The organism is Armatimonadota bacterium, assembly GCA_018268395.1.
GTDB lineage: Bacteria > Armatimonadota > Fimbriimonadia > Fimbriimonadales > Fimbriimonadaceae > JAEURO01.
In genome coordinates, this window is record JAFDWQ010000005.1 from 108972 (window position 1) to 134539 (window position 25568).

Here is a 25568-nt window from a genome sequence, read left to right on the forward strand (position 1 = left end):
CGTGAAGCCGAAGAGACTCTCCGAAATCGTCGACGGCGCTGCCGTGCGTTGTTCGACCGATTGGGGCAGCGATCCGACCGTCCGGTGGGTGACGGCGGACTCGCGGGACGTCCGCCCGGACTCGCTCTTCGTCTGCATGCCGAGCGCCCGTCAGGACACTCACGCGTTCCTTCCGGCAGCCGCCGAAGCCGGCGCAGTCGCCTGTGTCGTCCACTCACCGGACGCGGTCGCGACGGCACAAGGCCTCGGACTAGCCGTCGTCGGGATCGCGAACGAAGGTCAAGCGTTCCACTTCGCAGTCGGTCGGCTGTGCCGGAGCGCGTTCGACGACCCTACGTTGGAAACGACCGTCGTCGGCGTGACCGGAACGAACGGGAAGACGACGACGGCTTGGATGGTGCGCAACGCCCTTGTCGACCTCGGGGCCCAAGCCGCCTATCTGGGCACCCTCGGGTTCCAGACCACGGGAGCGATGAGGCCGCTAGAGAACACGACACCGTTCCCGGTCGAAACGTGGCGGCTGCTCGAAGAGGCCCGCGAGTCGGGGTGCGAGGCGGTCGTCTTGGAAGCCTCGTCCCACGCCCTTTACCAGCGAAGGTTGGCCGGAGTGTCGTTCGACGTCGGCGTCTTCACGAACCTGACGCAAGACCACTTGGACTTCCATGAGTCGATGGAGTCGTACGCCGCGGCGAAGAAACTGTTGTTCACGGAGTACGCCGCCGCCTCGTCCAAGGAATTCGCGGCCTGCGTCAACATCGGTGACGCCACCGGCGCGTCGTGGATCCCGGACTTGGCCTGCCCGGTGTTCACGTTCGGCAGCGCCGACGCGATGATCCGGACCGAGGGACAGGACGTCCAAGTCGACGGCCTGACGCTCGCCGTCGAGGGCGGGCCGTCGAAGCGGCTCAAATTCGGCGGACATTACAACGTCGAGAACGCGACGTCCGCCCTCGCGGCCCTGACCGCTTTGGGGTACGAGGCGGAAGAGGCCTTGGAAGCCCTCGCGACGGTGTCGCCCGTTCCGGGCCGTTTCGAGCCGGTCCCGAACGGTCAAGGGATCGGCGTCCTCGTCGACTACGCCCACACGCCTGACGCATTGGACAACCTGCTTCGGTCGGTGCGCGAGCTTCGGCCACGCCAGATCGTGACCGTGTTCGGTTGCGGGGGCGACCGGGACAGGACGAAGCGGCCCAAAATGGCCGCGGCCGCGTCGTCCCTCTCCGACGTGACCGTCGTGACGAGTGACAACCCTCGGACGGAAGACCCTGAAGCGATCATCGACGAGATCGTGCCTGGGATCAAGAACGGGGCCCGCTGGGAGCGCGTCACCGACCGTCGCGCCGCTATCGAACGCGCCGTACGGATTGCCGAACCTGGGGACGTCGTCGTGATCGCCGGTAAGGGGCACGAGGACTATCAGATCATCGGTCGGGAGAAGGTCCATATGAGCGACCAGGAGATGGCGGCGGAGGCCCTGAAGGGCCGATCGGCGGTGGAAGCTTGAAGCCTCTGTTGATCGGATCGTTCGCTCAAAAGTGTGGGGGGCGGCTCGTGGGCTGTGAACCGTTTCGGCTGATCACTGGGTTCGCCCTCGACAATCGGGAAGCAGGGCTCGGCGACCTTTTCTTGGCCATCAAGGGAGAGCGGCAAGACGGTCACGACTTTGCCCTCGACGCGATCGAGAGAGGGGCGACGGCCGCAATGGTCGAACGGCCGATCGAGGGCCCTCACGTGCTCGTCGACGACCTCGTCGAAGCTCTTGCGCGGTTCGCTGGGTCGTGCCGGGCCGACTTTGAAAGCCCGGTCGTCGCCGTGACGGGCAGCAACGGTAAGACGACGACCAAGGAGATGACGGCAGCGGCCCTTACGCCGCTCGGCCCCGTCCTCAAGAGTCCGGCGAACCGCAACACGGAGTACACGTCCCCTTTGGTCTGGGCCGACGCTGCAGGCCAGAAGTCGGCGGTCATCGAGATGGCGATGCGCGGGCCCGGTCAGATCGCCCACTTGGCCAAGTTCACGCGGCCAGACGTCGGCGTCGTCACGGTCATTGGGACGGCGCACGTCGAAAAGGTGGGCACGCGGGAAGGGATCATGCTCGCCAAGGCCGAGCTCCTCGAGGCCCTGCCCGCTGACGGCGTCGCCGTCGTGTGGCGCGAAGACGACTTTTGGCCCGACCTCTGCGAGAGGTCGGCCGCACCGGTCCGGTCCTTCGGCTTTTCGGTCGAAGCCGAGTGCCGGATCTTAGGTTATCGGGCCGTTTCCTGGGACAGTTGCGTCGTCCGGCTTTCGCTCGACGGAAAGGTCGCAGACGCGCACGTGCCGGCGGTCGGCCGGCACCAGGCCCAAAACGCGGCTGCGGCCGTGCTCGCGGCCCACAGTGTCGGCGTCCCCGTCGACCAGGCGGCCGAAGCCCTCGCCAGGACCGAACTCCCGCCCTTGCGGCTCCAGGTCCGCGAGAAGGACGGGGTCACGGTCATCCTGGATACGTACAACGCCAGCCCCGACAGTACGGTCGCTGCGATCCAGACCATCGACGAAGTGCCTTGCGAAGGACGCCGCGTGGCCGTGCTCGGAGAGATGAAGGAGCTTGGCGACTTCACAGAGAGCGGGCACCGGATGGTCGGTAAGGCGCTGGCGAACTCGTCGATCGACTACGTTTTCTTGACGGGCGGGCCGACGGGTTACATCGCGGACGAGGCGACCATGGCGGGTTATCCTGCGGACCAGGTCGAACAAGACGAGGCCCTCGATATCGGCCACGTGCGCCGCTTTCTCGGATCGCTTCGGCCGGGCGACGTCGCCCTCGTGAAAGGGAGCCGCGCCCTCGGATTAGAACGGGCGCTCGAGGACGGTGCCGATGGCGCTTGACCCGTTCGTGCGCGACGTGGTCGTCGCCGGCGGCGTCGGGCTCGTCGGAGCCGCCATCGCGGCCCCGCTCACGTACCAGGCGCTCTTGAAGACCGGCAGCAGACAGACGGTCAGCGAATTCGTTCCGGAACATTCCGGGAAGCAAGGCACTCCGACGATGGGAGGCATCATCGTCATCGTCGGCATCCTCACCGCGCTCATGGCCGTCCAGCCGGTGCACCTCTTCGCCGTCGTGCTTGTCGCGTGGTACGGGCTGATCGGGTTCTTGGACGACTATGTGGTCCCAAAGATGATGCCTGGCAAGCGCGGCCTCGGCTGGATGCCGAAGCTGGCGATGCAGGTCGTACCGTTCCTCGTGCTGTGGGCTTTGGCGCCAGGCAGCCCTCCGTGGATCATCGGTGTCACGGCGTTCGTCGTGCTCTTTTTCGCGAACGGGTTCAATTTCGCCGACGGCATGGACGGACTTGCGGGCGGGATCGGCGTCGTCCTTGCCCTGTCGATCGCCGTCTTGAGCCTCGTGCCCGGAACCGGGGTCGACCGGACCTTGACCGCAGGAATGATCGCGCTTGCTTGTGCCTTTGTGCCGTTTCTGGTCTTGAACGCACCACCTGCGAAAGTGTTCATGGGCGACGTCGGCTCGCTTCCGATCGGAGCGCTTCTTGGGCTCGCATACTTGCAGGCGACGTTGTTCCGCGTGCCGGCGGCGCCCGATTGGAAGCCCGTGCTCCTGACCCTTCCTTTACTGATCGTCCTGCTCGTCGAGATCGTGCCCGGACCGCTCCAGGTGGCATCGGCGAAGCTCCGGAAGGGGAAACGCCTGTTTCCGTTCAAGACGCCCGTCCATCACGGTTTCCAGGCTGCGGGATGGCCCGAAACCCGGGTCGTGGCCCTGTTCGTCCTGACCCAGTTCGTCGGATCGATGGTCGCGCTCGGGCTCTTCGTCTGGGGGATGTCGTCTTGAGGTTCGAAAGACGGACGGTCGCTGTCGCAGGAATGGGCGTGAGCGGCCTGGCCCTGGGCAAGGCGGTCACCTCGTTGGGCGGGCGGGCGGTCGTGTTCGATCAGAAGCCGAACGACAACCCTGGAGTCATGCGCGCGGTCGACGCCCTGGACGCGGCCGGGATCGACGCCGTCACGGGTTGGCACGGCCGACTCGACCCTGACGAGTTCGACCTGCTCGCCGTCTCGCCGGGCTTCCCGCGCGAGCACCCCGCGATCCGCGACATGCTTACGGCGGGCCGCGAGGTCTGGAGTGAGGTGGAGTTCGCCTCCCGCATCGCAAGGGCGCCGATCCTCGGGATCACAGGGACCAACGGAAAGAGCACGACGACCGTCATGTTGTGGTCGTTGCTCGTCGGCTCGGGCCGTCGGGCCGTCCTTTGCGGGAACATCGCTGGGAGCGGTTATCCGGAGCGCACGTTGACCGAGGCCGCCCTGAATGCGGACCAGGACGACGTGCTGGTAGCCGAGATCAGCAGCTATCAACTGGAATGGACCTCTCACTTCCGGCCCCGGGTCGCGACGGTCACGAACGTCACCCCGGACCACATGGACCGCTACAAGTCGTTCGACGATTACTTTCAGACCAAGTTGCGACTGTTCGCTGCGATGGGCGACGGAGACTCGGTCGTCGCAAACCTCGACGAGCCGTCACTTCCGGAACCGGTGATCCAGGCGGCCGTTCCCGCCGGGGTCCGGACCGTGGGCTTTAGCCCTTCCGGTGGACGACAGGGAAGCGGGCACACGTTCCGTGACGGCGACCGGCTACGGTTTAGCGGCTTCGATGCCCACCTCGATGACTTGCCCCTGTTCGGCGAGCACAACGTGACGAACGCCATGGCCGCATGGGAAATGGCGGCTTCGGTGACCGAACCGGACGAAGGGACGTTCGAAGCGCTACGCGCCTTCAAAGGGCTTGCCAACCGGATGGAGCGGCTCGGAGACCGCGACGGAGTGACGCTGGTCAACAACTCGATGTGCACGAACCCGGCGGCGGTCGTGGCGAGCTGTCGGAGCCTTAAGGGCCGCCTGCACATCCTGATGGGAGGCGTCACGAAGAACTTGGATTTCGCCCCGGTCGGTGACTATCTTAGGTCGACGCCGCACCGCGTTTGCCTCTTCGGGCCGGATCCGGACAAGATGAACGCGATGCTCGGTTCGTCCTGGCCGCACTACCCCGACATGGAGCGGGCGTTCGAGGCGGCGGTCGGTCAGGCGGCGACAGGCGACACGGTGATCCTGGCCCCGGGTTGCGCCAGCGCCGAGCCATATGCCAATTTTAAGGAGCGCGGTGACGCGTTCCGCACGATGGCCAGGGACTGGTTACACAAAGTGCAAGCCTAGTTCGAAAACTTGTATAGAACAAAAGAGGTCACGGAGGACCTTGATGATGACGAAGACGAAACGAATGGATCCCGTCCTGACGTGGCTCGCCTGTGCGGCCACGTTCATCGGACTTTTGGCGATTTATGACGCCGGATATGCGCGTGCGGCAGCGGACGGAATGGTGGTCCCCCGCGAGTTCCGGAGCCAGGTCGTGTCCACGGTCGGAGCCTTGATCGGCGCAGGTCTGTGCTGGATCGTCCGGGCCAAAGAGTGGAGGACATTGGCCTGGGTCGTCTACACCGTCACGCTCGTCGGGCTCGTCCTGGTCAAACTGATCGGGACCGAGATCAACGGCGCGACGCGGTGGATCGACCTCAAGGTGATGACGGTCCAGCCCGCGGAGTTCGCGAAGATCGCCGTGATCCTGGTCCTCGCCTCCGTGCTCGCCTTCCGTAAACCCGCGGCCAAGCCTCCGCGCCCGCCCCGGCATTGGGCGGAGAGGTTGGACTGGGTCTGGATCCCGCGCATCGGACGATCGTGGCCCTTGCTCCTGGTCGCCGTCCCGGCCGCGCTCGTCGTCTTCGAACCCGATCTGGCGACGGCCATGGTGATCGCCGTGGTCGCAGGCGTGATGCTCGTGATCGGCGGAGTCAGCCGTGGCTCTTTGGTCACGCTCGGGCTTGTGACGACGGTGCTCGTCGGTGTGCTCGTCATCAAGGAGCCGTACCGAATGGAACGGATCCTCCACCACGGCGACCGATGGAGCGCCGAGAACATCGAGGGGATCGGCTATCAGACGACCCAGAGCGAAGCGTCGATGGCGGAAGGGAGCTGGCTGGGCGTCGGCCTCGGCGAGGGCCGGGCGAAGCACACGTTGCCTGCCCCCACGACCGATTTCATCGGGACGACGATCGCGGAAGAGACGGGGCTGGTCGGAATGCTCGTCGTCCTCGCGGTGATGGGAGGCCTGACGTGGAGGCTGTTCTATCTGGCCCGGAACGCACAGGACCGGTTCGGTAAATTGGTGCTCGGCGGGACGGCGGCGTGGATCGGCGTCCAGTCGTGTACGAACGTCGTGATGGCCAACGGCTTCGCCCCTCCGATCGGGGTCCCGATGCCGTTCGTCAGCGCAGGCGGTTCGAGCCTATTGGCCTTATGGATGGCACTCGGAGTCTGCCAATCGGTGTTGAGCCGGACAGAAAAGGAGGTTTCCGCCGATGAGACTGATCGTGACAGGCGGTGGCACGGGCGGACACGTTTTTCCCGCGCTTGAAACGGCCCACGGAGCGGTGTCGCGAGGCTGGGACGTCGCGTACTTGGGTTCGTTAAGGGGCATCGAAGGAGAGCAGTGCCGCAAAGCCGGGATCGCGTTCGAAGGCTTTCCGAGCGGCCCGGTCTACAGACCGTTCTCTTCGAGGGGCCTGCGTTCCGTCTTAAACCTCCTCAAGGCGACGTCGTCCGCTGTCAAGGTTTTGAGGGACCGTCGTCCTGACGCGGTCTTCTCGACGGGCGGTTACGCGAGCGCTCCGGTCGTCAACGCAGCACGCAAGTTGGGGGTCCCCTACGTCCTCCACGAACAGAACACGGTGCCAGGCCGGACGAACCAGTTGCTCGGCCGGAACGCCGAGGCCGTCGCGACCGTGTTCGACTCCGCTGCGACGTGGTTCCCGGGATGTCGGGTCGTCCGGACGGGCATGCCGATCCGGAGGGAACTCCGAGACTCGGCCCAAGGCCGTCTCCCTTTAACCCATTCTCTGGAAAAGGCGGCTCCTATCGTTCTCGTCATGGGCGGGTCGCAGGGTTCGACGGCGCTCAACGACGTGGCCCTGGCGACGGCCGTCCGCATGGCGTCCACAGAGGTCCAGTGGCTTCACGTGACGGGTCTGTCGCACTTCGAGTCGACCGACTCCTCGTTGCGCAAACTGGCCGTCCGCTCTGACTACGCGATCAAGGCGTATCTGGACGCCGAAGAGATGGCGACCGCGATGTTCTCGTGTTCGCTCGCCGTCTGCCGTTCGGGAGCGGGGACGCTTTGCGAACTGGCCGCGTTCCGGAAGCCCGCGATCCTCGTGCCCTACCCCTCCGCCTTCCGCGACCACCAGACACTGAACGCGCGAGAGTTCGAAAAGATCGGGGCCGCCGAAGTCTTGTCCCAGGAGGGTCTATCGGCGAGCACGCTCGAACCGCGCATCCACGCGTGGCTGAACGACCATGACCGTGTCCGCGCGGCAGAAAGATCGATGGCCGATTGGGACGCCCCGGACGCTCTCGAACGGATCCTGGGCCTGATAGGCCAGTCCGTGAGGAAGGAGGCCTTCGTCGCATGAGGACGAAGCGCGAGATCGAGACCGAGTTCGCCCCGCGGGCGACCCTGCATGCGTCGAAGTCGTTCTTCCTCGTGGGGATCGGCGGAGCGGGCATGAGCGGGATCGCCCGTATGTTGCGCCACCGGGGATTCAACGTGAAAGGCACAGACTCGACGCCGTCGCCGTTGATCGAAGAGCTTCGCGCCGAAGGGACCGAGGTCTGGATCGGACACAGCGGCGACTTCGTCTCGATGGGGGACGCGATCGTCCTGACCGATGCGATCGATCTGAAGGCCTCGCCAGAGGTCCGCGCCGCGAAGGAGTTGGACTGCCCGCTCTACCGGCGGTCTCAAGTCCTGGGCTGGCTGCTCGAAGGGAAGAAGACCATTGCCGTCACGGGCACGCACGGTAAGACGACGACCACGGGCATGATCGGGGCGGGCCTGCGTGCGGCCGGTCTCGACCCGACGATCGTCGTCGGGGCCGAGGTCCCCGAATTCGGCGGCGCGATCGTCGAAGGGACAAGCGAATGGGCCGTGATCGAAGCGTGTGAAGCATACGACTCGCTGCGAGACTTCGACCCTTACATCGCCGTCTTGACCAACCTCGAACTCGATCACGTGGACTTTCACGGGAGTTGGGAGGGTTTGAAGAAGACGCTCCTGGACTTCGCCTGCAGGGTTCCAGAGGACGGTGCCTTCGTCTGGTGCTCCGATGACGACGGCGCCTACGAGTTTCGCAGCGAGGATTTCGACGGAGCGTGTCCGAACGGCCGCGAAACCCTCGCTTACGGGTTCCGCGACCGCATGAATGAACTCACTGACGAGGAACGTCGGTCAGGTGGCCTTGCGTTCCGCCTTCTGGAAAAGTTCATCCGCCGGGCGCAAGGGTTGCAGCCCTCGCCAGATTGGACGGGAGCGCTGCGCATGGCGGGCCGGCACAACGCCCTCAACGCTCTTGGAGCGCTTACCGCTTGCGAACACGCCGGTGCGGACCGGGAAGCAGCGATTCAAGGGATCCAAAGCTACGCCGGCGCCGAGCGTCGCCTTCAAGTCCTCCATGAAGGCGACGTCACCGTCATCGACGACTACGCCCACCACCCCACCGAAATCGTTGCCAGCCTCCAGGCGGTGAGAGAGCGGTACGTGAAGTCGGGACGGCTGGTCATCGTCTATCAGCCCCATCTTTATTCGCGCACCGAGCCGCTGATCCCTGAGTTCGCCCACGCGCTCGACGGCGCCGACCTCGTCGTCCTGACGGACATCTATCCGGCGCGAGAGGCCCCGATCGCCGGTGTCAGCAGTTTCCGGATCGCGGAGTTGGTCGAGAAGCCGTGCGTCTATGTCCCTCAACGCCACCTTTTGCCCCGAAAGGTAGCCGGCCTGGTCCGGGCCGGTGACGTCGTGGTCGGGATGGGTGCCGGCAACATCTCCGAGTTCGCGCCAGCGTTCATCGAAGAGGTGAAACGCGGGACGCCTTTCGACCGGGCAGCCAAAGTCGCCGTCCTCTTCGGCGGTGACAGTGCCGAGCGTGAAGTGTCGATCCTGAGCGGACGGGCCGTGCAGGCGGCTTTGGAAGCGAGAGGCTACGACGCCTGGCTTTTCGACGCGAGCGAAGCCCTCTTGTCCAAAGGCGACCTGTCCGGGCTCCTCGACCGTCGACCGGACGTCTGTTTCCTGACCGTGCACGGGACGAACGCTGAAGACGGCGCCGTCCAAGGGCTCCTCGAACTCCTCCATCTTCCGTACACGGGAAGCGGCGTCCAAGCCAGTGCCGTCGCGATGGACAAGCGCTTGACCAAGACGGTCTACGAGGCCGAAGGCCTTCCGTGCCCGCGAGGGGTCTTGCTCCGTGTCGGTGACGCTTTGGCTTGGCCCGAGTCCCGTACGGGGTGGGTCGTCAAACCGAACGCCCAAGGCTCGACGGTCGGTCTGTCGTTCGTCGACGACGAGCGCGGTCTGGAGGCCGCCGTGATCAAGGCTCGCAGGTTCGGCGACGACGTCCTGGTCGAAGAGTGGCTCCGCGGAGTCGAGATCAGTGTGCCCGTCCTTGGGGACACGGCTTTGCCCGTCGTGGAGATCGTTCCGGCGAGCGGCGCGTACGACTTCGAAAGCAAGTACACGCCTGGAGCGACGACCGAGATCTGCCCCGCCCGCTTGTCGCCGGAGCAGACGGCGGAAGCCCAGCGTTTCGCCGTTCGCGCCCATCGCGCCCTCGGCTGTGAAGGGTGTTCGCGGACCGACATGATCGTGACCGGAGACCGGACTGTCTGCCTGGAGACCAACACGCTCCCCGGCATGACGGCGACGAGCCTCGTCCCGAATTCGGCCCAAGCGGCCGGAACGGACTTCGGAGCACTGTGCGCTTGGATGGTGGAGGACGCCCTTGCCCGCGCGGCGAAAAAAGGCGCGTAAGGTCCGGCTCGAGCCGGGACCGTGGCTGTGGGCGGCGTTCGCCGTGAACATCGTCTTAGGTTTGGCCCTGAGCCCGTTGACCGCGGTCCAGAAAGTCCGCGCGGTCGGGGTCGCCGATTACGACCGGGAACGCACGACCGAAGTCCTTCAGACGTTGCGCGGGGTGCCCGTCGCCAGGGTCGACGGCACGCTCCTTCGTAGCCGTCTGTCGGCCGACAGGGGCGTGCTGGCGTGTTCGTTCACGCCGAACATGTTCGGACGCGCCGTCGTTCGCGTGACGACGCGCACGCCGGTCGCGGTCTTGGAAGGCGGCGGGTCTTGCCTGGACGGCGGCGGCGTGTTGTTCCCGTGTTCGGTGTCCAAAGGGTTGCCGGAACTCAAGTTGCCGGACGGCTACGGCGGAATCCGACCTGCTTTGTCGGGCTCCTGGGAATCCACGGCGGTGGCCGAAGTCTGTCGGGACTTGCCCGCACAAATCCCCAATGTTGACTGGAAGGTTGAACTGGGGACGCGCGGCGTACTATCCTTACAAGCTAGCGGCACGGAGATCGTGTTGGGTTCGTCAGAGCATTTGCCGCGCAAGATCGGAAAGTTGAAAGAACTGCTCGATGAGAGGCCCGGTCTTCTTGGAACCGCAAAGCAAGTGAACTTGACCGCACCCGACGCGCCGATGATCCTCGGCCGCTAAGGGAAAGGCGATTGGTCAATCCTTTTATCAGGAAGAGGTCCGAAAACCAATGGGTGCTGCCGTTGAGCGTCATGACGTTCGTCTTCGGCTTGATCACGTCGCTCGCTTGGATCGGAAACCAAGACCGGACGAGCCGGGTCGCCCGCCTCTCTGAGGAGCAGAAGCTCCGCTATGCCGCAGGCAAGCTCGACTTGAGCGAGGACAACGAGCGGTTGCGCGAAGAGGTCAGCAAGCTCCGCTCCGAAAACTCGAAGCTCCAGAACGCCGTCGCTCAGAACAGCAGCGCGAGCAAGTCGCTGAACGAATCGCTGCAGGAGTACAAGCTGTACGCGTCCTTGACCCCGGTCGAAGGGCCGGGCGTTTCCGTGACGCTCAAAGACGTCAAGTCTCAGCTCCCCGACGAGATCGCCAGCATCGGCGAGATCATCCACGACACGGACGTCCTGAGGGTCGTGAACGAGCTCAAGAACGCGGGCGCCGAAGCCATTTCCGTGAACAACCGCCGGGTCGGGCCCTTGACGAACTTCCGCTGCGTCGGCACGACGATCCTCGTGGACGAGTACAAGATCGCCTCGCCCGTCGTCGTTCGAGCGATCGGTGACTCGGACACTCTGTTCGGGGCGATCAACCTTCCAGGAGGGATCCTGGACGAGATCCGCAGGACGGACCCGAAGATGGTCGAAGTCGACCCGGTCCAAAAGATGCGCCTGCCCGGCTATTCGGGTCCGACGACGTTCAAAGTCGCCCAGGTCTCAGGTGACACCAAGTGATCCTGATCCCCGTCGTCGCGCTGTTGATCGGCCTGGCGCTCGGCTTCCTGTTCAGAGCGTCGTTGCCTCCTGAACTGTCGGTCTACCTGGCCGCGGGGGTCGTCGCGGGTCTGGACACGGTCTTAGGCGGCGTACGGAGTTCGATCGAAGGGAAGTTCCGGACGGACGTTTTTGTGACGGGTTTCGTGGCGAACGTCTTGATCGCGTACTTCCTCGCTTGGTTCGGCGACAAGATCGGCGTGAACGTCTATCTGGCGGCGATCTTGGTCATGGGCACAAGAATCTTCACGAACCTCAGCCTCATCCGCCGACATTTGCTGACAAAATGGCACGACGCGCGGGAGCGCAGGCGGTTGGACGCCGAAGCGAAGCAGATGCAGGCCGAGTCCGACGCCGAATCTGATGCGAAGGTCCAACAGACCGTGACGACATGAACAACAAGGAGGCAATCGTCGTCGACCTCGGGTCGACCAAGGTGGTGTGTCTGGCCGCTGTCCAGACGGAGTCCGGTGAGGTCCGGGCCGAAGCTTGGTCGCAAGTGGGCTGCCGTGGCGTCCGGAAGGGGATCGTCCTGGACATCGACGAGACGTCGGCCGCGATCGACGAAGCCGTGTCACGGGTCGAAAAGTCGGTCGGCCGGTCGGTGGACGAGATCGCCGTCAGTGTCGCCGGGGCCCACCTACAGAGCGTGAACGCCCAAGGGTTCGTCCCGATCTATCCCAATACGCGCCCCGTCCGTCGCGACGACGTGCTTGCCGTGATCAACCATAGCCGCCAGATCGTGATGCCGAGCGACCGCGAGCAGATCATGGCCGTCCCCCGCGAGTTCCGTGTCGACGGGCAACGCGGCGTCCAGCGACCGATCGGGATGTCCGGTGGCCGCCTTGAAGTCGTGACCCACCTCGTCACGGGGCAGTCGTCGCTGATCGACCTTGTTGACCGTGCCGTGACCCTTTCGGGCCGAAAGGTGCTCGAGATGGTGCCGCAACCGCTCGCGAGCGGGCTTGGGGTCGCGACGGCGGACACGATGGAAGAGGGGTGCGCCGTCATCGACGTCGGGGGAGGGACGACCGACGTCGCAGTCTTCTCGGGCGGGGCCGTCGCCCACCTCGCGAGCATCCCCGTGGGGGCCCACCACGTGACCACCGACCTAGCCGCGCTCCTGAAAGTTTCACTAGATGAAGCCGAGCGCCTGAAGACCACATATGGGTCGGCTTCGAGTCGGGACGTGCCCGAAAACGAGCGTGTCCAGGTGCAGCAGACCGATCAACCGGAACCGAGGCCCATGCAGCGTCGGGTACTCTGTGAGATCGTGGAAAGCCGTATGCGCGAGATCGTGGGTCTCGCGGTGCGGCAGATCGAAGCGAGCGGGCTGGCAGGTTCGCTCCGCGGCGGTGTGACGGTCACCGGCGGTGGAAGCCTCTTGCCAGGGACGGCGGCGCTCTTTTCGGACGCGCTCGGATCGCGCGTCCAGAACGGTTCGCCGAAGGTCGCGGGCCCGAACGCGAGGACGTTGGACGTGCCGACGATGAGCACGGCCGTCGGACTCGCAAAGTACTGTTTGGAGAGCGACGACCAGGAGTTCGCCCCCGTCTCGGGGTTCGCGAACTGGAAGGACAAGATCCGGACATTGAAAAACCCCTTCAACCGGAAGGGACAGGAGACACTCGGAAAATGAGCACGAGCGGCGCAGTCATCAAGGTCATCGGCGTAGGGGGCGGCGGTTCGAACGCGGTCAACCGCATGGTCGAGGCCGGAATCCAAGGTGTCGAGTTCATCGCGATGAACTCGGACGTCCAAGTCCTGGACCGGTCGAACGCCTCGAAGAAGGTCCAGATCGGCACGAACCTGACCCGGGGGCTCGGTGCGGGCGGCGACCCCGAAACCGGGAAGGCCAGCGCCGAAGAGAGCAAGAACGACATCCGCAAGGTGCTCGAAGGCGCCGACATGGTCTTTATCACGGCCGGAATGGGCGGCGGTACGGGGACGGGAGCGGCTCCGGTCGTGGCCGACTTGGCCCGCGAGCTCGGTGCTCTGACGATCGCCATCGTCACGAAACCGTTCGTCTTCGAAGGGCCGAAGCGGCACCGGTTGGCCGAACAGGGAGTCACCTCTCTCACGGGCCGCGTCGACACGCTCATCACGATCCCGAACGACCGACTGATGGACGTCGCCGAACGCAAGACGACGCTTCTCGACGCGTTCCGCATCGCGGACGACGTGCTCCGACAGGGCGTCCAAGGCATTTCGGACATCATCACGGTCCCTGGCCAGATCAACGTGGACTTTGCCGACGTCAAAGCGGTCATGTCCAACGCCGGCCCGGCCCTCATGGGCATCGGTTACGGCATCGGCGACCAACGCGCGCTTCAGGCCGCTCAAATGGCCACGTCGTCGAAGTTGCTCGAGCAGACGATCCATGGAGCCCGCGGGCTCCTCGTCAACGTCACTTCGAGCGAAGACCTCACGCTGAGCGAGGTCACCGAAGCGATGGCGTACATCCATTCGCTCTGCGACGAAGAGGAAGCGAACATCTATTTCGGCACGGTCGTCGACCCGATGCTCGACGGCGAGGTCCGGATCTCGGTCCTCGCGACAGGGTTCGCGCCGAACGCCTATCGGCCCCTTCCGGTGACCCGGGAGCGCGTGGTCGCCGAAATCGAGGACACCGAGCCCGTCGTGCCGGAATCAACGGTAGCGACCGAGCCGGTCCGACAGGCCGAACGGCAGGTGTTCACCGATAAGCGCATCTCTCCTCGAGAAATTTGGGAGAGGGCACAGGCCGGGCTCAGAGAAGCGTCGACGCCGGACGAGAACCTTTACGACGAGGGCGAGATCGACATTCCGGCGTTTTTGCGCGAACACCGTCAACGGCGAGACGGCTAAGTCCGCGCTCTCTGACGCTCATGACGACCCTGGCGCACTTGGCGCCAGGGTCGTTCCCTGTTTCAGGGTCGTTCCCGGTTCCAAGGCATGTGCCTCAAAAAAGCGGACATCGGGCAGAACCCGGTCGCGGCGTCCAGGAACATTCCGAAAGCCGGCAACAAAGCGAGGAACGACCATCTTGGGTCGACGGACGCCGCTAGCACGACGGACGTCACGAGCAAGAGTCCCGCGACGAAGTGGGTCTGCCGCTCGATCCTTCGGGACGGTCGGGCGATGGTCGGTGAGTCGACAGAGAGCGGTGTCACGGTCTGCATGTCGAGAGAGAGGCCACGAGGGCCGAATCCGATTCCGGCCGAAGCGACAGAGCGGCCATTGGCCCCGGTCCAGGTCCCCAATTGAATCGTTTCGCCGGGAATCGTGACTCTGACGGGCAGGAGCGCCCCAGAAGGAGGTGCAGACGACGAATGCCCCGACCCCACACCCTCTCACCCGTCCTCGCCTTGGCCGCCGCCGTGGCCGTGTCGGGCAGCCTTTCGGGCTGCCAGAGCCACGAAGCGGCCAAAGGGCGGGACCAGGAGCTACCCGCCGTTGCAGCGGAGGTCCTGACTGTTCACGGTTCCGAGACGGCACGGACGACCACGGTGTCCGGGACGGTCAAAGCCCGATTCAACGCGACGTTGTCCGCGAAGGCGATGGGTCGCGTCGTGTCGGTCGCCGTCCGGGACGGCGACTCTGTCCGTCAAGGTCAGACGCTCCTCACGGTCGACGGTCGCGAGTTGGAAGCGGCCCTCAATATGGCCGGTGCGAACCATCGGGCTTCGGTCGTCGGCATCGGAAGCGCGCGGACGGCCGCTGAAATCGAAGCGAAGACGTCGGACGCCCGGATCGCCCAGGCGGAGTTTCAAGTCCGGCAAGCGGAGGCGGCGCTCGCCTCGGCCATCGCCCGTTACGATCTGGCCGTCTCGGGCACACGGAAACAGGAGGTCGCACAAAGCCGCATCGCGGTCGTGCAGGCCGAGTCCAGTCTCAAGCTGGCCAAAACCGAACTGGACCGGACGACGCGCCTTGTCGATGCCGGCGCCGTCGCCCGAAGAGACCTCGACATGGCCCAGAACCGATACGACCTGGCCAAAGGCCAGTACGAAGCCGCGCTACAGGCCGAAAACCTGGCCCGCGAAGGCTCGCGGACTCAGGACGTCAAGGCTGCGGAGGAAGCGGTCAACCAGGCGCGGGCGGCCGTCAACGGGGCCAAGGCCGGCCTCGTGCAGGCCCGAGCGGCAGCGCTTCAGACCCAAGTCAGGCGGAAGGACGTCGAAGTCGCCCGTGCCCAGGAGCGGCAGGCCGCGGCCGCCGTCGCATCGGCCCGAGTGAGCCTTTCGTACGCGCAAGTCGTCGCGCCCTTCGACGGAAGGGTCGTCCAAAGGCTCGTCGACCCTGGGACGATGGCCGCCCCGGGTACGCCGCTCTTGGCCGTCGAGGGCGGCGGTTTCCTCTTCGAGGCCGTTGTCCCGGAACGGACGGTCCGATCGCTGCCTCTCGGAACAGTGGCGATGGTCACGGTCGACGCTCTCGACCGCCCCGTCACGGGCCGTGTGGTCGAAACCGCGCCCCAAGGCGATGCTTCGACCCACACGTTCGTCGTCAAGTTCCTGCTCGAGGGTTCACCCGGGCTCAAGTCCGGCATGTTCGCGAAAGCGGCCGTGCGGACAGGGTCGGCAAAGGGGATCGTCGTTCCATTGAAGGCGACGTGGCAGCGGGACGGGCTCCAGTTCGTCTATGTCGTGAACGACGAAGGCCGGGCCCGGTTGCGGCTCGTCACACTGGCGAGCGGTCCGGGACCGGAGGTCGAAGTCTTGACCGGGCTTGCCGAAGGTGACCGGATCATCGTGGGTGACCGGACAGGCATCGTCGACGGGGTCTCCGTCAAGGCTGACGGACGATGAAGACGGGCCTTGCGGGCCGGCTCGCGGCGACGTTCGTCAACAGCAAATTGACGCCGCTGCTGATCCTCGCGTCGTTGTTGCTCGGACTGCTGGCCGTCGTTCGGACGCCCCGTGAAGAAGAGCCGCAGATCGTCGTCCCCATGGCGGACGTGGTCGTCGACATGCCCGGTGCGACGGCTAAGGACGTCGAGCGGCGGGTGACGACCCCGATGGAGAAACTCGTCTGGGAGGTCCCCGGTGTGGAATACGTCTATTCGACGAGCAGTCCCGGGCGGGCCATGGTCGTCGTCCGCTTCTTGGTCGGCCAAGACCAGGAGAAAGCGTTCGTCCGGCTCAGGGAAAAACTCCAGAGCCACTACGACATCATTCCTCCCGGTGCGACTCAGCCCATCGTCAAGCCCCGTGCGATCGACGACGTCCCCGTTCTTGCCTTGACCTTGCACAGCAGGACGATCGGTCCTGCGGCGCTCCGAGAAATCGCACTGCGGGTCGAGGAGACGATAAAGAGCGTCCAAGACGTCAGCGAGACGGCGGTGATCGGCGGCCTCAAGCGCGAACTGAAAGTCGAACTCGACAGGTCGCGGTTGGCCGGATTCGGGCTAGGCCCAGACGACGTCCTCCGATCGATCGGTACGGCCAACGTCCAGACCGATGCGGGCCGTTTCGCCGAGGGCAAGGACGTCGTCGCGGTCAAGGGCGGAGGGTTCTTCAAGACGGCCGACGACGTGCGTGACGTCATCGTCGGGGCCAGCGGCGGGCGGTCGGTCAAGGTCGGCGACGTCGCGACCGTCACGGACGGGCCCGAGGAGGCGCAAAGCTACGTCTTCTTCGGTTCGGGGCCTGCGTCGGAAGGCGACAAAGGCAAGAGCCTCGAACCGGCCGTGACCATCAGCGTCGCCAAGCGACAGGGCGTCAACGCGATCGACGTGGTCCATGGGGTGCTCGCGAAGGTCGAAACACTGAAAGGTTCGCTGATCCCGAGCGACGTCGCGGTCACGGTCACCAGGAACTACGGGGAGACGTCGGCCGAAAAGTCGAACGAACTCCTGATGCACATGGGGCTCGCCGTGGTCTCGGTCACGGTCCTCATCGCGATCGCGCTCGGCCGCAAGGAGTCGCTCGTCGTGCTGACCGCGATCCCGGTCACCTTGGCCCTGACGCTGCTGGTCTTCTACCTGTACGGATTCACGTTGAACAGGATCACGCTCTTCGCACTGATCTTTTCGATCGGGATCCTCGTGGACGACGCGATCGTGGTCGTCGAGAACATCGTCCGACACCTCCGGATGCCCGACGCTAAGGAGACCGGACTCATCAAGACGGCGATCCGGGCCGTGGACGAAGTCGGCAACCCGACGATCCTCGCGACCTTCGCCGTCATTGCCGCGATCCTGCCCATGGCGTTCGTCGGCGGGCTCATGGGCCCCTATATGCGCCCGATCCCGATCGGCGCTTCGGCGGCGATGGTCTTCTCGCTCCTGATCGCGTTCATCGTGACGCCCTGGGCGGCGGTCCGCATCCTCAAGAAGGGCCACCAAGGGAAGTCTCACGACGAAGAGGGGCCGGAGGACGCCTTGACGAAGGCGTACCGCAGGATCATGACCCCGCTTCTCCGCTCGGCCAAGGTCCGGACGGTGTTCTTCGTCGCCATCGGACTGATGCTCCTCGGATCGTTCGCGCTGGTCGGAATGAAGGCGGTCACGGTCAAGATGTTGCCGTTCGACAATAAGAACGAGTTCCAGATCATCGTGGACATGCCGACGGGAACGTCGCTCGAGCAGACCGCGATGGTGGCGCAGGCTTTGGCCGACTACGGTTCGAAAGTGCCGGAAGTGACGGACTTCCAGATCTACGTGGGCTCGGCCAGTCCGTTCAACTTCAATGGCCTGGTCCGCCACTACTTCAACCGCAGCGCCAGCTACCAGGCCGATATCCAGGTCAACCTTGTCGGCCGCGAGCACCGTAAAGCCCAGAGCCACGACATCGTAAAGCGGATCCGTGCCGACGTTTCGGCGATCGCGGGCCGCTACGGAGCCAGGGTCAAGATCGCCGAAGTCCCCCCAGGGCCCCCGGTCCTTCAGACTCTGGTGGCCGAAGTCTATGGCCCGGACGAAGCCTCACGGCTCGACACGGCGCAGAAAGTCAAGAGGATCTTCGAGACGACCGAGGGCGTGGCCGACATCGACTGGTACATGGACGACGACCAGGCTACGGTCCGCTTTGCAGTGGACCAGGAGAAAGCGGTCCTGTCCGGGGTCAGTCCGGAAACCGTGACGAGGGCCCTGACGACGGCCCTCACAGGGAGCCAGGTCGGTCTGCTGCACGACGAGTCCGCAAGGGAAGACGTGGCCGTCCGGGTCAGACTGTCGCGCACCGAGCGAAGCGGACTGGACCGGCTGGACCAGTTGACCGTCCGGAACGCGACTGGCTCCGCCGTACCCTTGAGCACGTTGGTCAAGGCGGCTCCGATCGCAACGGACAAGAGCATCTACCACAAAAACCTGTTGCCCGTGATCTATGTCGTCGGAGACGTCGTCGGGAGGCAAGAGAGCCCGGTCTACGCGATCATGAAGATGAACCAGGCGCTGGAGAAGTTACGTCTCCCCGGCGGCTCGAAACTGGACGTCCTCACGACCCACTTGCCCGACGCCCCGGACAAGCAGGCGATGAAATGGGACGGCGAGTGGCACATCACGTATGAGGTCTTCCGAGACCTAGGAGTGGCGTTCGGCGCCGTCCTGATCCTGATCTACATCCTCGTCGTGGCGTGGTTCCAGGACTTCAAGACGCCGATCGTCATCATGGCTCCGATCCCCTTGACCTTGGTCGGCATCCTTCCGGGCCACGCACTCATGGGCGCGTTCTTCACAGCGACGTCGATGATCGGCTTTATCGCGGGGGCGGGCATCATTGTCCGGAACTCGATCATCCTCGTGGATTTCATCGAACTCCGGCGCAGGCAGGGGTCGTCGCTCGAACAGGCGGTCATCGACGCCGGAGCCGTCCGGTTCCGGCCGATGCTGTTGACGGCCGCCGCCGTCATCGTCGGTTCGTTCGTCATCCTGTTCGATCCGATCTTCCAGGGCCTTGCGATCGCCCTCATGGCGGGAGAGATCGCATCGACGCTCCTTTCCCGGTTGGCCGTCCCGGTGCTGTACTTCCTGTCCGCCCGGGGTCGGGCCGAGAAACCTGCCGGGACCTGAATCGCTTGACGAGGATCCTGCCTCTCCTAAGACATGCAAGGCGAATCAACCGACACGGGCGTCGTCGAACTGACCGCGGCCACCTTCAAGCAGGACGTCCTGGAGAACGAGACCCCCGTCCTGATCGACTTTTGGGCGGGATGGTGCGGCCCTTGCCGCGCGATGAAGCCCGTCCTCGCCGAAGCGGCCCGATCGTTGGCCGGTAAGGTCCGGGTCGCGACCGTCGACGTGGACAAGGAACGTGTGCTCGCCGAAGCGTTCGGTATCCAAAGCATCCCCACGTGCGTCCTAATGAGGGGTTCGACGGTGTTGGGCTCCTACGTCGGGGTCGTCCCGGCCCAGTCGCTGGTCAACGATGTCCTGAAACGCGTCGCCTAAGCGTGACGCGAAACTCTCCGGCGACGGTGCCCGCGTCCTCAGGACGCGGGCACCGTTCGCCGTTTGGAGCCGGAGAACAGGCCCTACTTGTCGATCGCGACCTTGACCTTTTCCCGCAGGACGGCCTGGGCCGCGGACAGTCGGGCGATGGGGACGCGGAACGGCGAGCAGGACACGTAGTCCAGTCCGAGCGAATGGCAGAAGACGATCGACTCCGGATCGCCGCCGTGTTCGCCACAGATGCCGCATTTGAGGTCGTTCCGCGCCGAGCGGCCTTCGTCGACGGCGAGGCGCATCAGACGGCCGACGCCGGTCTGGTCCAGGGTTTCGAACGGATTTGCGGCCAGGATCTTCTGGTCGACGTACCGCCCCAGGAACTTGCCCTCGGCGTCGTCCCGCGAAAAGCCGAACGTCATCTGCGTCAGGTCGTTCGTGCCGAAGCTGAAGAACTGGGCGTATTCCGCGATCTCGCCGGCGGTGAGAGCGGCTCGGGGGATCTCGATCATCGTGCCGAAGAGGTACGGGATGTCGACCCCCTGCTCTTGGACGACCTTTTTCGCCTCCGATTCCAACAGCCCTTGGACGACCCGGAGCTCGTTGACGGTCGAGACCAACGGGATCATGATCTCGGGAAAGACCCGCTTGCCCGCCTTTATGAGCTTGGCCGCCGCTTGGAGGATCGCCCGCGTCTGCATGACCACGAGGCCCGGAAGAACGATCGACAGACGGACGCCACGTAGGCCCATCATGGGGTTGGACTCGCGCATGGCTTCCACTTCCGCGAGGAGCTTCATCTTCTCGTCGTATTGCGCGCCTTGCGCGCCCGGTGTGGCGGCGCCGCCTTTGACGCGGAGTTCGGTCGTCTCGCGCAAGAGCTCGTCGTGGGACGGAAGGAACTCATGGAGCGGCGGGTCGATCAGGCGCACCGTGACGGGCTTGCCTTCCATCGCTTCGAAAATGCCCTCGAAGTCCGCTTGCTGGACGACCAACAACCTGTCGAGACACTCCTGTCGGGTGGCCTCGTCCTTCGTGAGGATCAGTTCCTGGACGATCGGGAGCCGCTCGGGCTCGAAGAACATGTGCTCCGTCCTGCAGAGCCCGATCCCTTCCGCGCCGAACTCGATCGCTTGATGGGCGTCACGGGGATTGTCGGCGTTCGTCCTGATCTTGAGCGTGCGGAACTCGTCGGCCCAAGTCATCAGGTCTCCGAAGGAACCGCTCACTTCAGGCGCGATGAGCCGAAGAGGGCCGAGGAACACGTCGCCCGTCGATCCGTCGAGCGTGATCGTTTCGCCTTCCCGGACGGTCCGTTCACCGATCTTCAAGGTCTTGGCGTGCGCGTCGACTTCGAGCTCTTCGGCCCCCGCGACGCACGGGATGCCGAAACCGCGGGCGACGACCGCAGCGTGCGAGGTCTTCCCCCCGCGAGCGGTCAGGACGCCTTGGGAGGCCATCATTCCGTGCACGTCGTCCGGGTTGGTCTCGTCCCGGACGAGGATGACTTTCTCACCTTGTCCGCCGTGGACGCCGAGTTCGGCGGCCGTGTCGGCGTCGAAGACGACTTTGCCGACGGCAGCGCCGGGCGAGGCGGCCAACCCCGAGGTCAAGCGCGTCGCTTCGGACTGAGACGCCGGGTCGATGCGGGGGTGGAGAAGCTGGTCCAGGTGCGACGCCGTAACGCGGTTGATCGCTTCCTCTTTCGAGATCAATCCCTCGCGGACCATCTCGACGGCGACGCGGACGGCCGCGGGGCCCGTGCGCTTTCCGCTTCGGCACTGGAGCATGAAGAGCTTGCCGTGCTCGATCGTGAACTCGATGTCCTGCATGTCGCGGTAGTGCGACTCTAATCGGTCCATCGTTTCGATGAACTGCTTGTACACGGTCGGATCCTGCTTCTCCAGTTCGCTGATCGGCACCGGGGTCCGGACGCCGGCGACGACGTCTTCGCCTTGGGCGTTCATCAGGTACTCGCCGAAAACGGCCTTTTCGCCGTTGGAGGGGTCACGGCTGAACGCGACGCCCGTCCCGCAGTCGTCGCCCGCGTTCCCGTAGACCATCGACTGGACGTTGACGGCCGTACCGATTTCGTCAGGGATCTTCTCGGTCTTGCGGTAGAAGACGGCGCGGTCGTTGTGCCAGCTCTTGAAAACGGCTTCGACGGAAAGGTCGAGCTGTTCCCACGGGTCGGTGGGGAAGTCGCGGCCCGCGTTGTCGTGGACGTGGGCAAGGAACAGGCCGGACACGTCTTCGAGGTGTTCCGCCGTGAGGTCCAAGTCGGACTTGGCTCCTACCTTGGCCTTGTACTGCGCAAAGATCTTTTCGTCGAAGCCGTGCTTGCTCAGCCCGAACGCGACGTCCGAGAACATCATGATGAACCGGCGATAGCTGTCCCAGACGAAGCGGGGGTTGCCCGTCTCCCGGATCAGCGCTTCGATGGTCACCGGGTTCAAACCTAGGTTGAGGACGGTGTCCATCATGCCGGGCATGGAGAACTTGGCGCCCGATCGGACGGACACGAGGAGCGGCCGCTCCGAGCCCCCGAACGTCCGGCCCATCTGCTGTTCGACGTCGGCGACGGCGGCGCGCATCTCGGCCTCGAGCCCGCCCGGAAGCCGGCCCCCCTCGGCGTAGTATTCGCCGCAGACCTCGGTCGTGATGGTGAACCCGGGCGGGACGGGCAGACCGATGTTGGTCATTTCACAGAGGTTGGCCCCTTTGCCGCCGAGGAGGTCCCTCATGCCGGCATGGCCTTCCCGGAACAGGTAGACGCGCTTCTTGCTCATGGTCGTGGTTGGCGGCTCGGCGACCGGCCCGCGAATGGGAAAGAAGGTTCAACGGACTGGAACCGGCCTGGTGCGCGCAGCGACGTCGGTGCGCGAACCTGATGTTACCGGGCGCAAGGCCCCGGCCCGGGGTCTGGAGAGCCCGTCGCGGGCCCATTGGTCCGGAGTCCCGGCCGGACTCGCAACGAGCCTGAGGAATAGGCCATAATTGACGTCCCGCTCGCCGAGCAAGGCAAGACCATGAAAACGGCCACGCATCCTGTCAACCACCCCGTCCTCTTCGTGGACGGCGACCACGAGTGGCAGGGCATCTCGACGATGAAGACGAACGAGACCCGTACGATCGACGGGATCGATCACTTCGTGGTCCGCCTTGAGATCAGCGCCTTCACCCACCCGTTCTACACGGGCCAGAAGAGGATCGTCGACACGGCCGGCCGCGTCGAGAAGTTCATGCGCCGTTACGGCAACCAGGACAAGAAGTCCTAAGTCCGGTCTTTTGATTCTCTGTCGCCGACGCCCGGTCTCGGCCCTGGCGTTCGGTTTTTTCGTCCATATCGCAAGTTCGGTTCGGTTCGCTGGACTCGGTCCGAAAGGCCGCCCATAATCGGGATATGGCACGTGACGAGGGCTATCGTGACCGTTCCGTCCTGATCCATGGCAAGTTCCGGAGCGAAAAGTGGGACTTTCAAGACCACATCCTTCCTCCCATTACGACGGCGGTGAGCTTCCGGCTCCGATCGGCCGAACGGGGTGCAGAAGGGTTCGTCCAGTTCGCTAACCCCGACGTCGACCGCAGGTCCGTCGCCCCGATCTACATCTATGACCGGTTGGACGAACCGTGCACGGGCCTGCTCGAAGAAACCCTGGCCTTTAGCGAGAAGGGAGAGTGCGCGGTCTGCTTCGGGACCGGCATGGCCGCGATCGCCGCTTCGATCGGCATTCACGTTCAAGCTGGCGACCACGTCGTCTTCCATCCTGCGCTCTATGGCTGCACCTACAGTCACGTGACCCGCTGGCTCGGCAAGTTCGGGGTCGAGAGCACGCCCGTCATGATGGGCGACCTGGACGCCTTGCGGGACTCGCTGCGGCCCGAGACCAAAGTGGTCCTGTTCGAGTCCCCGTGCAACCCGACGATGGAACTCATCGACCTCGGCGGGGTGGCCAAGGTCGTTGCCGAGGCCAATCTGAGCCGAGACCCCGGCAAGCGGGTCGTCTCGGTCATCGACAACACCTTTGCCTCGCCATATGCGCAGCGGCCGTTGTCCCACGGCATCGACTACGTCGTGCACTCCTTGACCAAGCACATCGGCGGGTTCGGCGCGACGATGGGCGGAGTGGTCGTCGGCCCGAAGTCCGCTGAAACCGACCTCTTGCTCTACCGGAAAGACTTTGGCGGCTCGATCTCGCCCGACGCCGCCTGGCACATCCTTACGTACGGTGTCCCGACGCTCGCCCTCCGGATGGAGCGCCAACAGCGGACCGCACAGCGGGTCGCCGAGTTCCTCGAACTGCACCCCAAGGTCGGCCGAGTCCACTATCCGGGCCTGGACAGCTTCCCACAGATCGCCTTGGCCATGGAGCAGATGCGCGACATCGACGGCAACTTTGCCCCAGGGGCCATGATCTTCTTCGAGATGAAGGGGGACGCCGACGCGTCGTACCGTCGGGCGATGACGGTCTGCAACCACCTGGCTTCGGACTCTTTGGCCGTGACCCTTGCCGTTTCGCTCGGGCAGATCCGGACGCTCGTCGAGCACCCTGCTTCGATGACGCACTCGGCCATCCCGCCCGAAGAGCAGGTCAAGGCGGGCATCCGGCCGGGCGGCGTCAGGCTGAGCATCGGCCTCGAGGACGAACGCGACATCCTCTCGGACCTTGAGAAGGCGCTGGAAAAAGCCTAACCGAGCCCGTCTTTGAGCTGTTCGAGGCGCTTTTCGTAGGCTTCGCGCTCCTTCTGACTGGACGCGGGGTCCCGCTCGAGCGCCTCGCAGGCCCGCTCCATGAGTTCGAGCGCGTCCTTTTTGTGGCCCGTCCGGAGCTTGGCTTCAGCCATCGCGGACAGGACGGACGGGACGTCCTTCTTCTGGATCTGGAGGACGCGTTCGAGCGCCAGGTAAGCCGTTTCATAGTCCGGATCGGCGAAAGGGGTGTAACCCATCGCGATCCCGGTCCCGATCTTCTGAAGGACGACGGCGTTGTCCTTTAACTCGCCGGTCACGGCGTTCTTGAAAAACTCCTTGGCCTTGGCCTCGTCGGCTTCGGCCAAGAGCTCGAACTTCATCAAAGGGACGAAGTCCTTGACCAAGGGGTCGAGGGAAGCGATCTCGTCGAGCCGGGCGAACGCGGCCTTCTGGTCGCCGGCCGCCAACGCCTTGCGGGCTTCGCCGTACAGTTCTTCGGTCTTTTTCCGACGCAGGATCAGTTCCTCGTGGAGCCGTCCCGCGTCTTCGGTCGTGAAGGTGCCCGCGAGCACCTTCGGGACGACTTGGTCAAGACCGGCCACTCCGGACTCGATCCAGGCAAGCTTCCCGTCGGGGCCCACGACGAAGACGGTCGGGATCGACGTTTGCAGGGCGGCCTGGATCCAGCCCTGCAGGAGCGAGTCGGACGTGTCGTCGACACACACCCGGTAGTCCATGGCCTTGCCCTGGCCTACGACCCAGTCCTGGACGCGGCCGACGTATTCCGTGCTCTTCGGATCGGGGTCTCTGTCCCACACGTTGATGCCGATGAACGTCGCTTTGTCCTTGTAGCGGCCCGCGAGGGCGTTGAAGCCGGGCATGGCGTCGAGCGACGGTCCGGACCACGTGGACCAGAACTGAAGGACGTACGTCTTGCCTTTGGCGAACTCCTTGACCGCTTCGCCCTTGACCCATGTCCCTCCGGACAGCGCCGGAGCAGGGGATCCGACACCAAGGGGACCTGCATCCTGGCCGGACAAGCACAACAGTCCGACGGCGGCGGTCAGTCCGATCAAAGTCATGTTGGTTCTACGCCTGCT

The 25568-nt window shown here is 64.8% G+C and carries 20 protein-coding genes; 17 read left to right on the forward strand and 3 right to left on the reverse strand.

Features of this window, described 5'->3' with window-relative positions; genetic code table 11:
- Nucleotide 1: 1 nt before the first annotated feature.
- Genes JST30_10190 through ftsZ form a run of 12 tightly spaced genes read left to right on the forward strand, consistent with a single transcriptional unit; the run spans nucleotide 2 to nucleotide 14257 of the window.
- Nucleotides 2-1504, forward strand: coding sequence for a UDP-N-acetylmuramoyl-L-alanyl-D-glutamate--2,6-diaminopimelate ligase (locus JST30_10190; GenBank protein MBS1714691.1), 1503 nt, complete (start codon nucleotides 2-4; stop codon nucleotides 1502-1504).
- On the forward strand, nucleotides 1501-2868 hold the full coding sequence (murF, locus tag JST30_10195) for a UDP-N-acetylmuramoyl-tripeptide--D-alanyl-D-alanine ligase (protein ID MBS1714692.1): 1368 nt from the start codon (nucleotides 1501-1503) through the stop codon (nucleotides 2866-2868). Before JST30_10190 ends, murF begins: the two co-directional genes overlap by 4 nt.
- Nucleotides 2858-3829: a hypothetical protein gene (locus tag JST30_10200; GenBank protein ID MBS1714693.1), complete on the forward strand. Its 972-nt coding sequence runs from the start codon at nucleotides 2858-2860 to the stop codon at nucleotides 3827-3829. Before murF ends, JST30_10200 begins: the two co-directional genes overlap by 11 nt.
- Nucleotides 3826-5211, forward strand: a complete 1386-nt coding sequence (gene murD / locus JST30_10205) for a UDP-N-acetylmuramoyl-L-alanine--D-glutamate ligase (GenBank protein MBS1714694.1) — start codon at nucleotides 3826-3828, stop codon at nucleotides 5209-5211. The genes JST30_10200 and murD overlap by 4 nt, the downstream gene beginning before the upstream one ends.
- Before the next feature lie 43 nt (nucleotides 5212-5254).
- Nucleotides 5255-6466, forward strand: coding sequence for an FtsW/RodA/SpoVE family cell cycle protein (locus JST30_10210; GenBank protein MBS1714695.1), 1212 nt, complete (start codon nucleotides 5255-5257; stop codon nucleotides 6464-6466).
- Nucleotides 6411-7520 (forward strand): undecaprenyldiphospho-muramoylpentapeptide beta-N-acetylglucosaminyltransferase, encoded by a 1110-nt coding sequence (gene murG, locus JST30_10215; protein MBS1714696.1) that lies wholly within the window; start codon nucleotides 6411-6413, stop codon nucleotides 7518-7520. Before JST30_10210 ends, murG begins: the two co-directional genes overlap by 56 nt.
- Nucleotides 7517-9913 (forward strand): UDP-N-acetylmuramate--L-alanine ligase, encoded by a 2397-nt coding sequence (murC, locus tag JST30_10220; GenBank protein MBS1714697.1) that lies wholly within the window; start codon nucleotides 7517-7519, stop codon nucleotides 9911-9913. The genes murG and murC overlap by 4 nt, the downstream gene beginning before the upstream one ends.
- Nucleotides 9885-10601: a hypothetical protein gene (locus JST30_10225; protein MBS1714698.1), complete on the forward strand. Its 717-nt coding sequence runs from the start codon at nucleotides 9885-9887 to the stop codon at nucleotides 10599-10601. The genes murC and JST30_10225 overlap by 29 nt, the downstream gene beginning before the upstream one ends.
- An 11-nt stretch (nucleotides 10602-10612) precedes the next feature.
- Entirely contained in the window at nucleotides 10613-11371 is a 759-nt protein-coding gene (locus JST30_10230; protein ID MBS1714699.1) for a DUF881 domain-containing protein, read from the forward strand.
- Nucleotides 11371-11805: a small basic family protein gene (locus JST30_10235; protein MBS1714700.1), complete on the forward strand. Its 435-nt coding sequence runs from the start codon at nucleotides 11371-11373 to the stop codon at nucleotides 11803-11805. Before JST30_10230 ends, JST30_10235 begins: the two co-directional genes overlap by 1 nt.
- Nucleotides 11802-13049 carry a cell division protein FtsA gene (gene ftsA / locus JST30_10240; protein ID MBS1714701.1) on the forward strand — a complete coding sequence of 416 codons (1248 nt, stop codon included), beginning with the start codon at nucleotides 11802-11804 and terminating at the stop codon, nucleotides 13047-13049. Before JST30_10235 ends, ftsA begins: the two co-directional genes overlap by 4 nt.
- On the forward strand, nucleotides 13046-14257 hold the full coding sequence (gene ftsZ / locus JST30_10245; GenBank protein MBS1714702.1) for a cell division protein FtsZ: 1212 nt from the start codon (nucleotides 13046-13048) through the stop codon (nucleotides 14255-14257). Before ftsA ends, ftsZ begins: the two co-directional genes overlap by 4 nt.
- A gap of 62 nt (nucleotides 14258-14319) precedes the next feature.
- Here the strand turns inward: ftsZ and JST30_10250 are convergent, their stop codons facing one another.
- Nucleotides 14320-14652 carry a DUF2892 domain-containing protein gene (locus JST30_10250; GenBank protein ID MBS1714703.1) on the reverse strand — a complete coding sequence of 111 codons (333 nt, stop codon included), beginning with the start codon at nucleotides 14650-14652 and terminating at the stop codon, nucleotides 14320-14322.
- 69 nt (nucleotides 14653-14721) lie between these two features.
- Between JST30_10250 and JST30_10255 the strand changes: the two genes are divergently transcribed.
- The 3 genes from JST30_10255 to trxA are packed head-to-tail and all read left to right on the forward strand — an operon-like array spanning nucleotide 14722 to nucleotide 19781.
- Nucleotides 14722-16200, forward strand: coding sequence for an efflux RND transporter periplasmic adaptor subunit (locus JST30_10255; GenBank protein MBS1714704.1), 1479 nt, complete (start codon nucleotides 14722-14724; stop codon nucleotides 16198-16200).
- The gene (locus tag JST30_10260; GenBank protein ID MBS1714705.1) at nucleotides 16197-19403 is read left to right on the forward strand and encodes an efflux RND transporter permease subunit; all 3207 of its coding nucleotides are present in this window, start codon (nucleotides 16197-16199) and stop codon (nucleotides 19401-19403) included. Before JST30_10255 ends, JST30_10260 begins: the two co-directional genes overlap by 4 nt.
- A 33-nt stretch (nucleotides 19404-19436) precedes the next feature.
- Nucleotides 19437-19781, forward strand: coding sequence for a thioredoxin (gene trxA, locus JST30_10265; protein MBS1714706.1), 345 nt, complete (start codon nucleotides 19437-19439; stop codon nucleotides 19779-19781).
- A gap of 83 nt (nucleotides 19782-19864) precedes the next feature.
- On the opposite strand, the gene JST30_10270 is transcribed toward trxA, so the two are convergent.
- Nucleotides 19865-22564, reverse strand: coding sequence for a pyruvate, phosphate dikinase (locus JST30_10270; GenBank protein MBS1714707.1), 2700 nt, complete (start codon nucleotides 22562-22564; stop codon nucleotides 19865-19867).
- Between the two features lie 240 nt (nucleotides 22565-22804).
- Between JST30_10270 and rpmE the strand changes: the two genes are divergently transcribed.
- Nucleotides 22805-23053, forward strand: coding sequence for a 50S ribosomal protein L31 (rpmE, locus tag JST30_10275; protein MBS1714708.1), 249 nt, complete (start codon nucleotides 22805-22807; stop codon nucleotides 23051-23053).
- Between the two features lie 125 nt (nucleotides 23054-23178).
- The gene (locus JST30_10280; protein MBS1714709.1) at nucleotides 23179-24468 is read left to right on the forward strand and encodes an aminotransferase class I/II-fold pyridoxal phosphate-dependent enzyme; all 1290 of its coding nucleotides are present in this window, start codon (nucleotides 23179-23181) and stop codon (nucleotides 24466-24468) included.
- Here the strand turns inward: JST30_10280 and JST30_10285 are convergent.
- Nucleotides 24465-25550, reverse strand: a complete 1086-nt coding sequence (locus JST30_10285) for a redoxin domain-containing protein (GenBank protein ID MBS1714710.1) — start codon at nucleotides 25548-25550, stop codon at nucleotides 24465-24467. The two genes, JST30_10280 and JST30_10285, sit on opposite strands and share 4 nt — an antisense overlap.
- Nucleotides 25551-25568 lie beyond the last annotated feature (18 nt).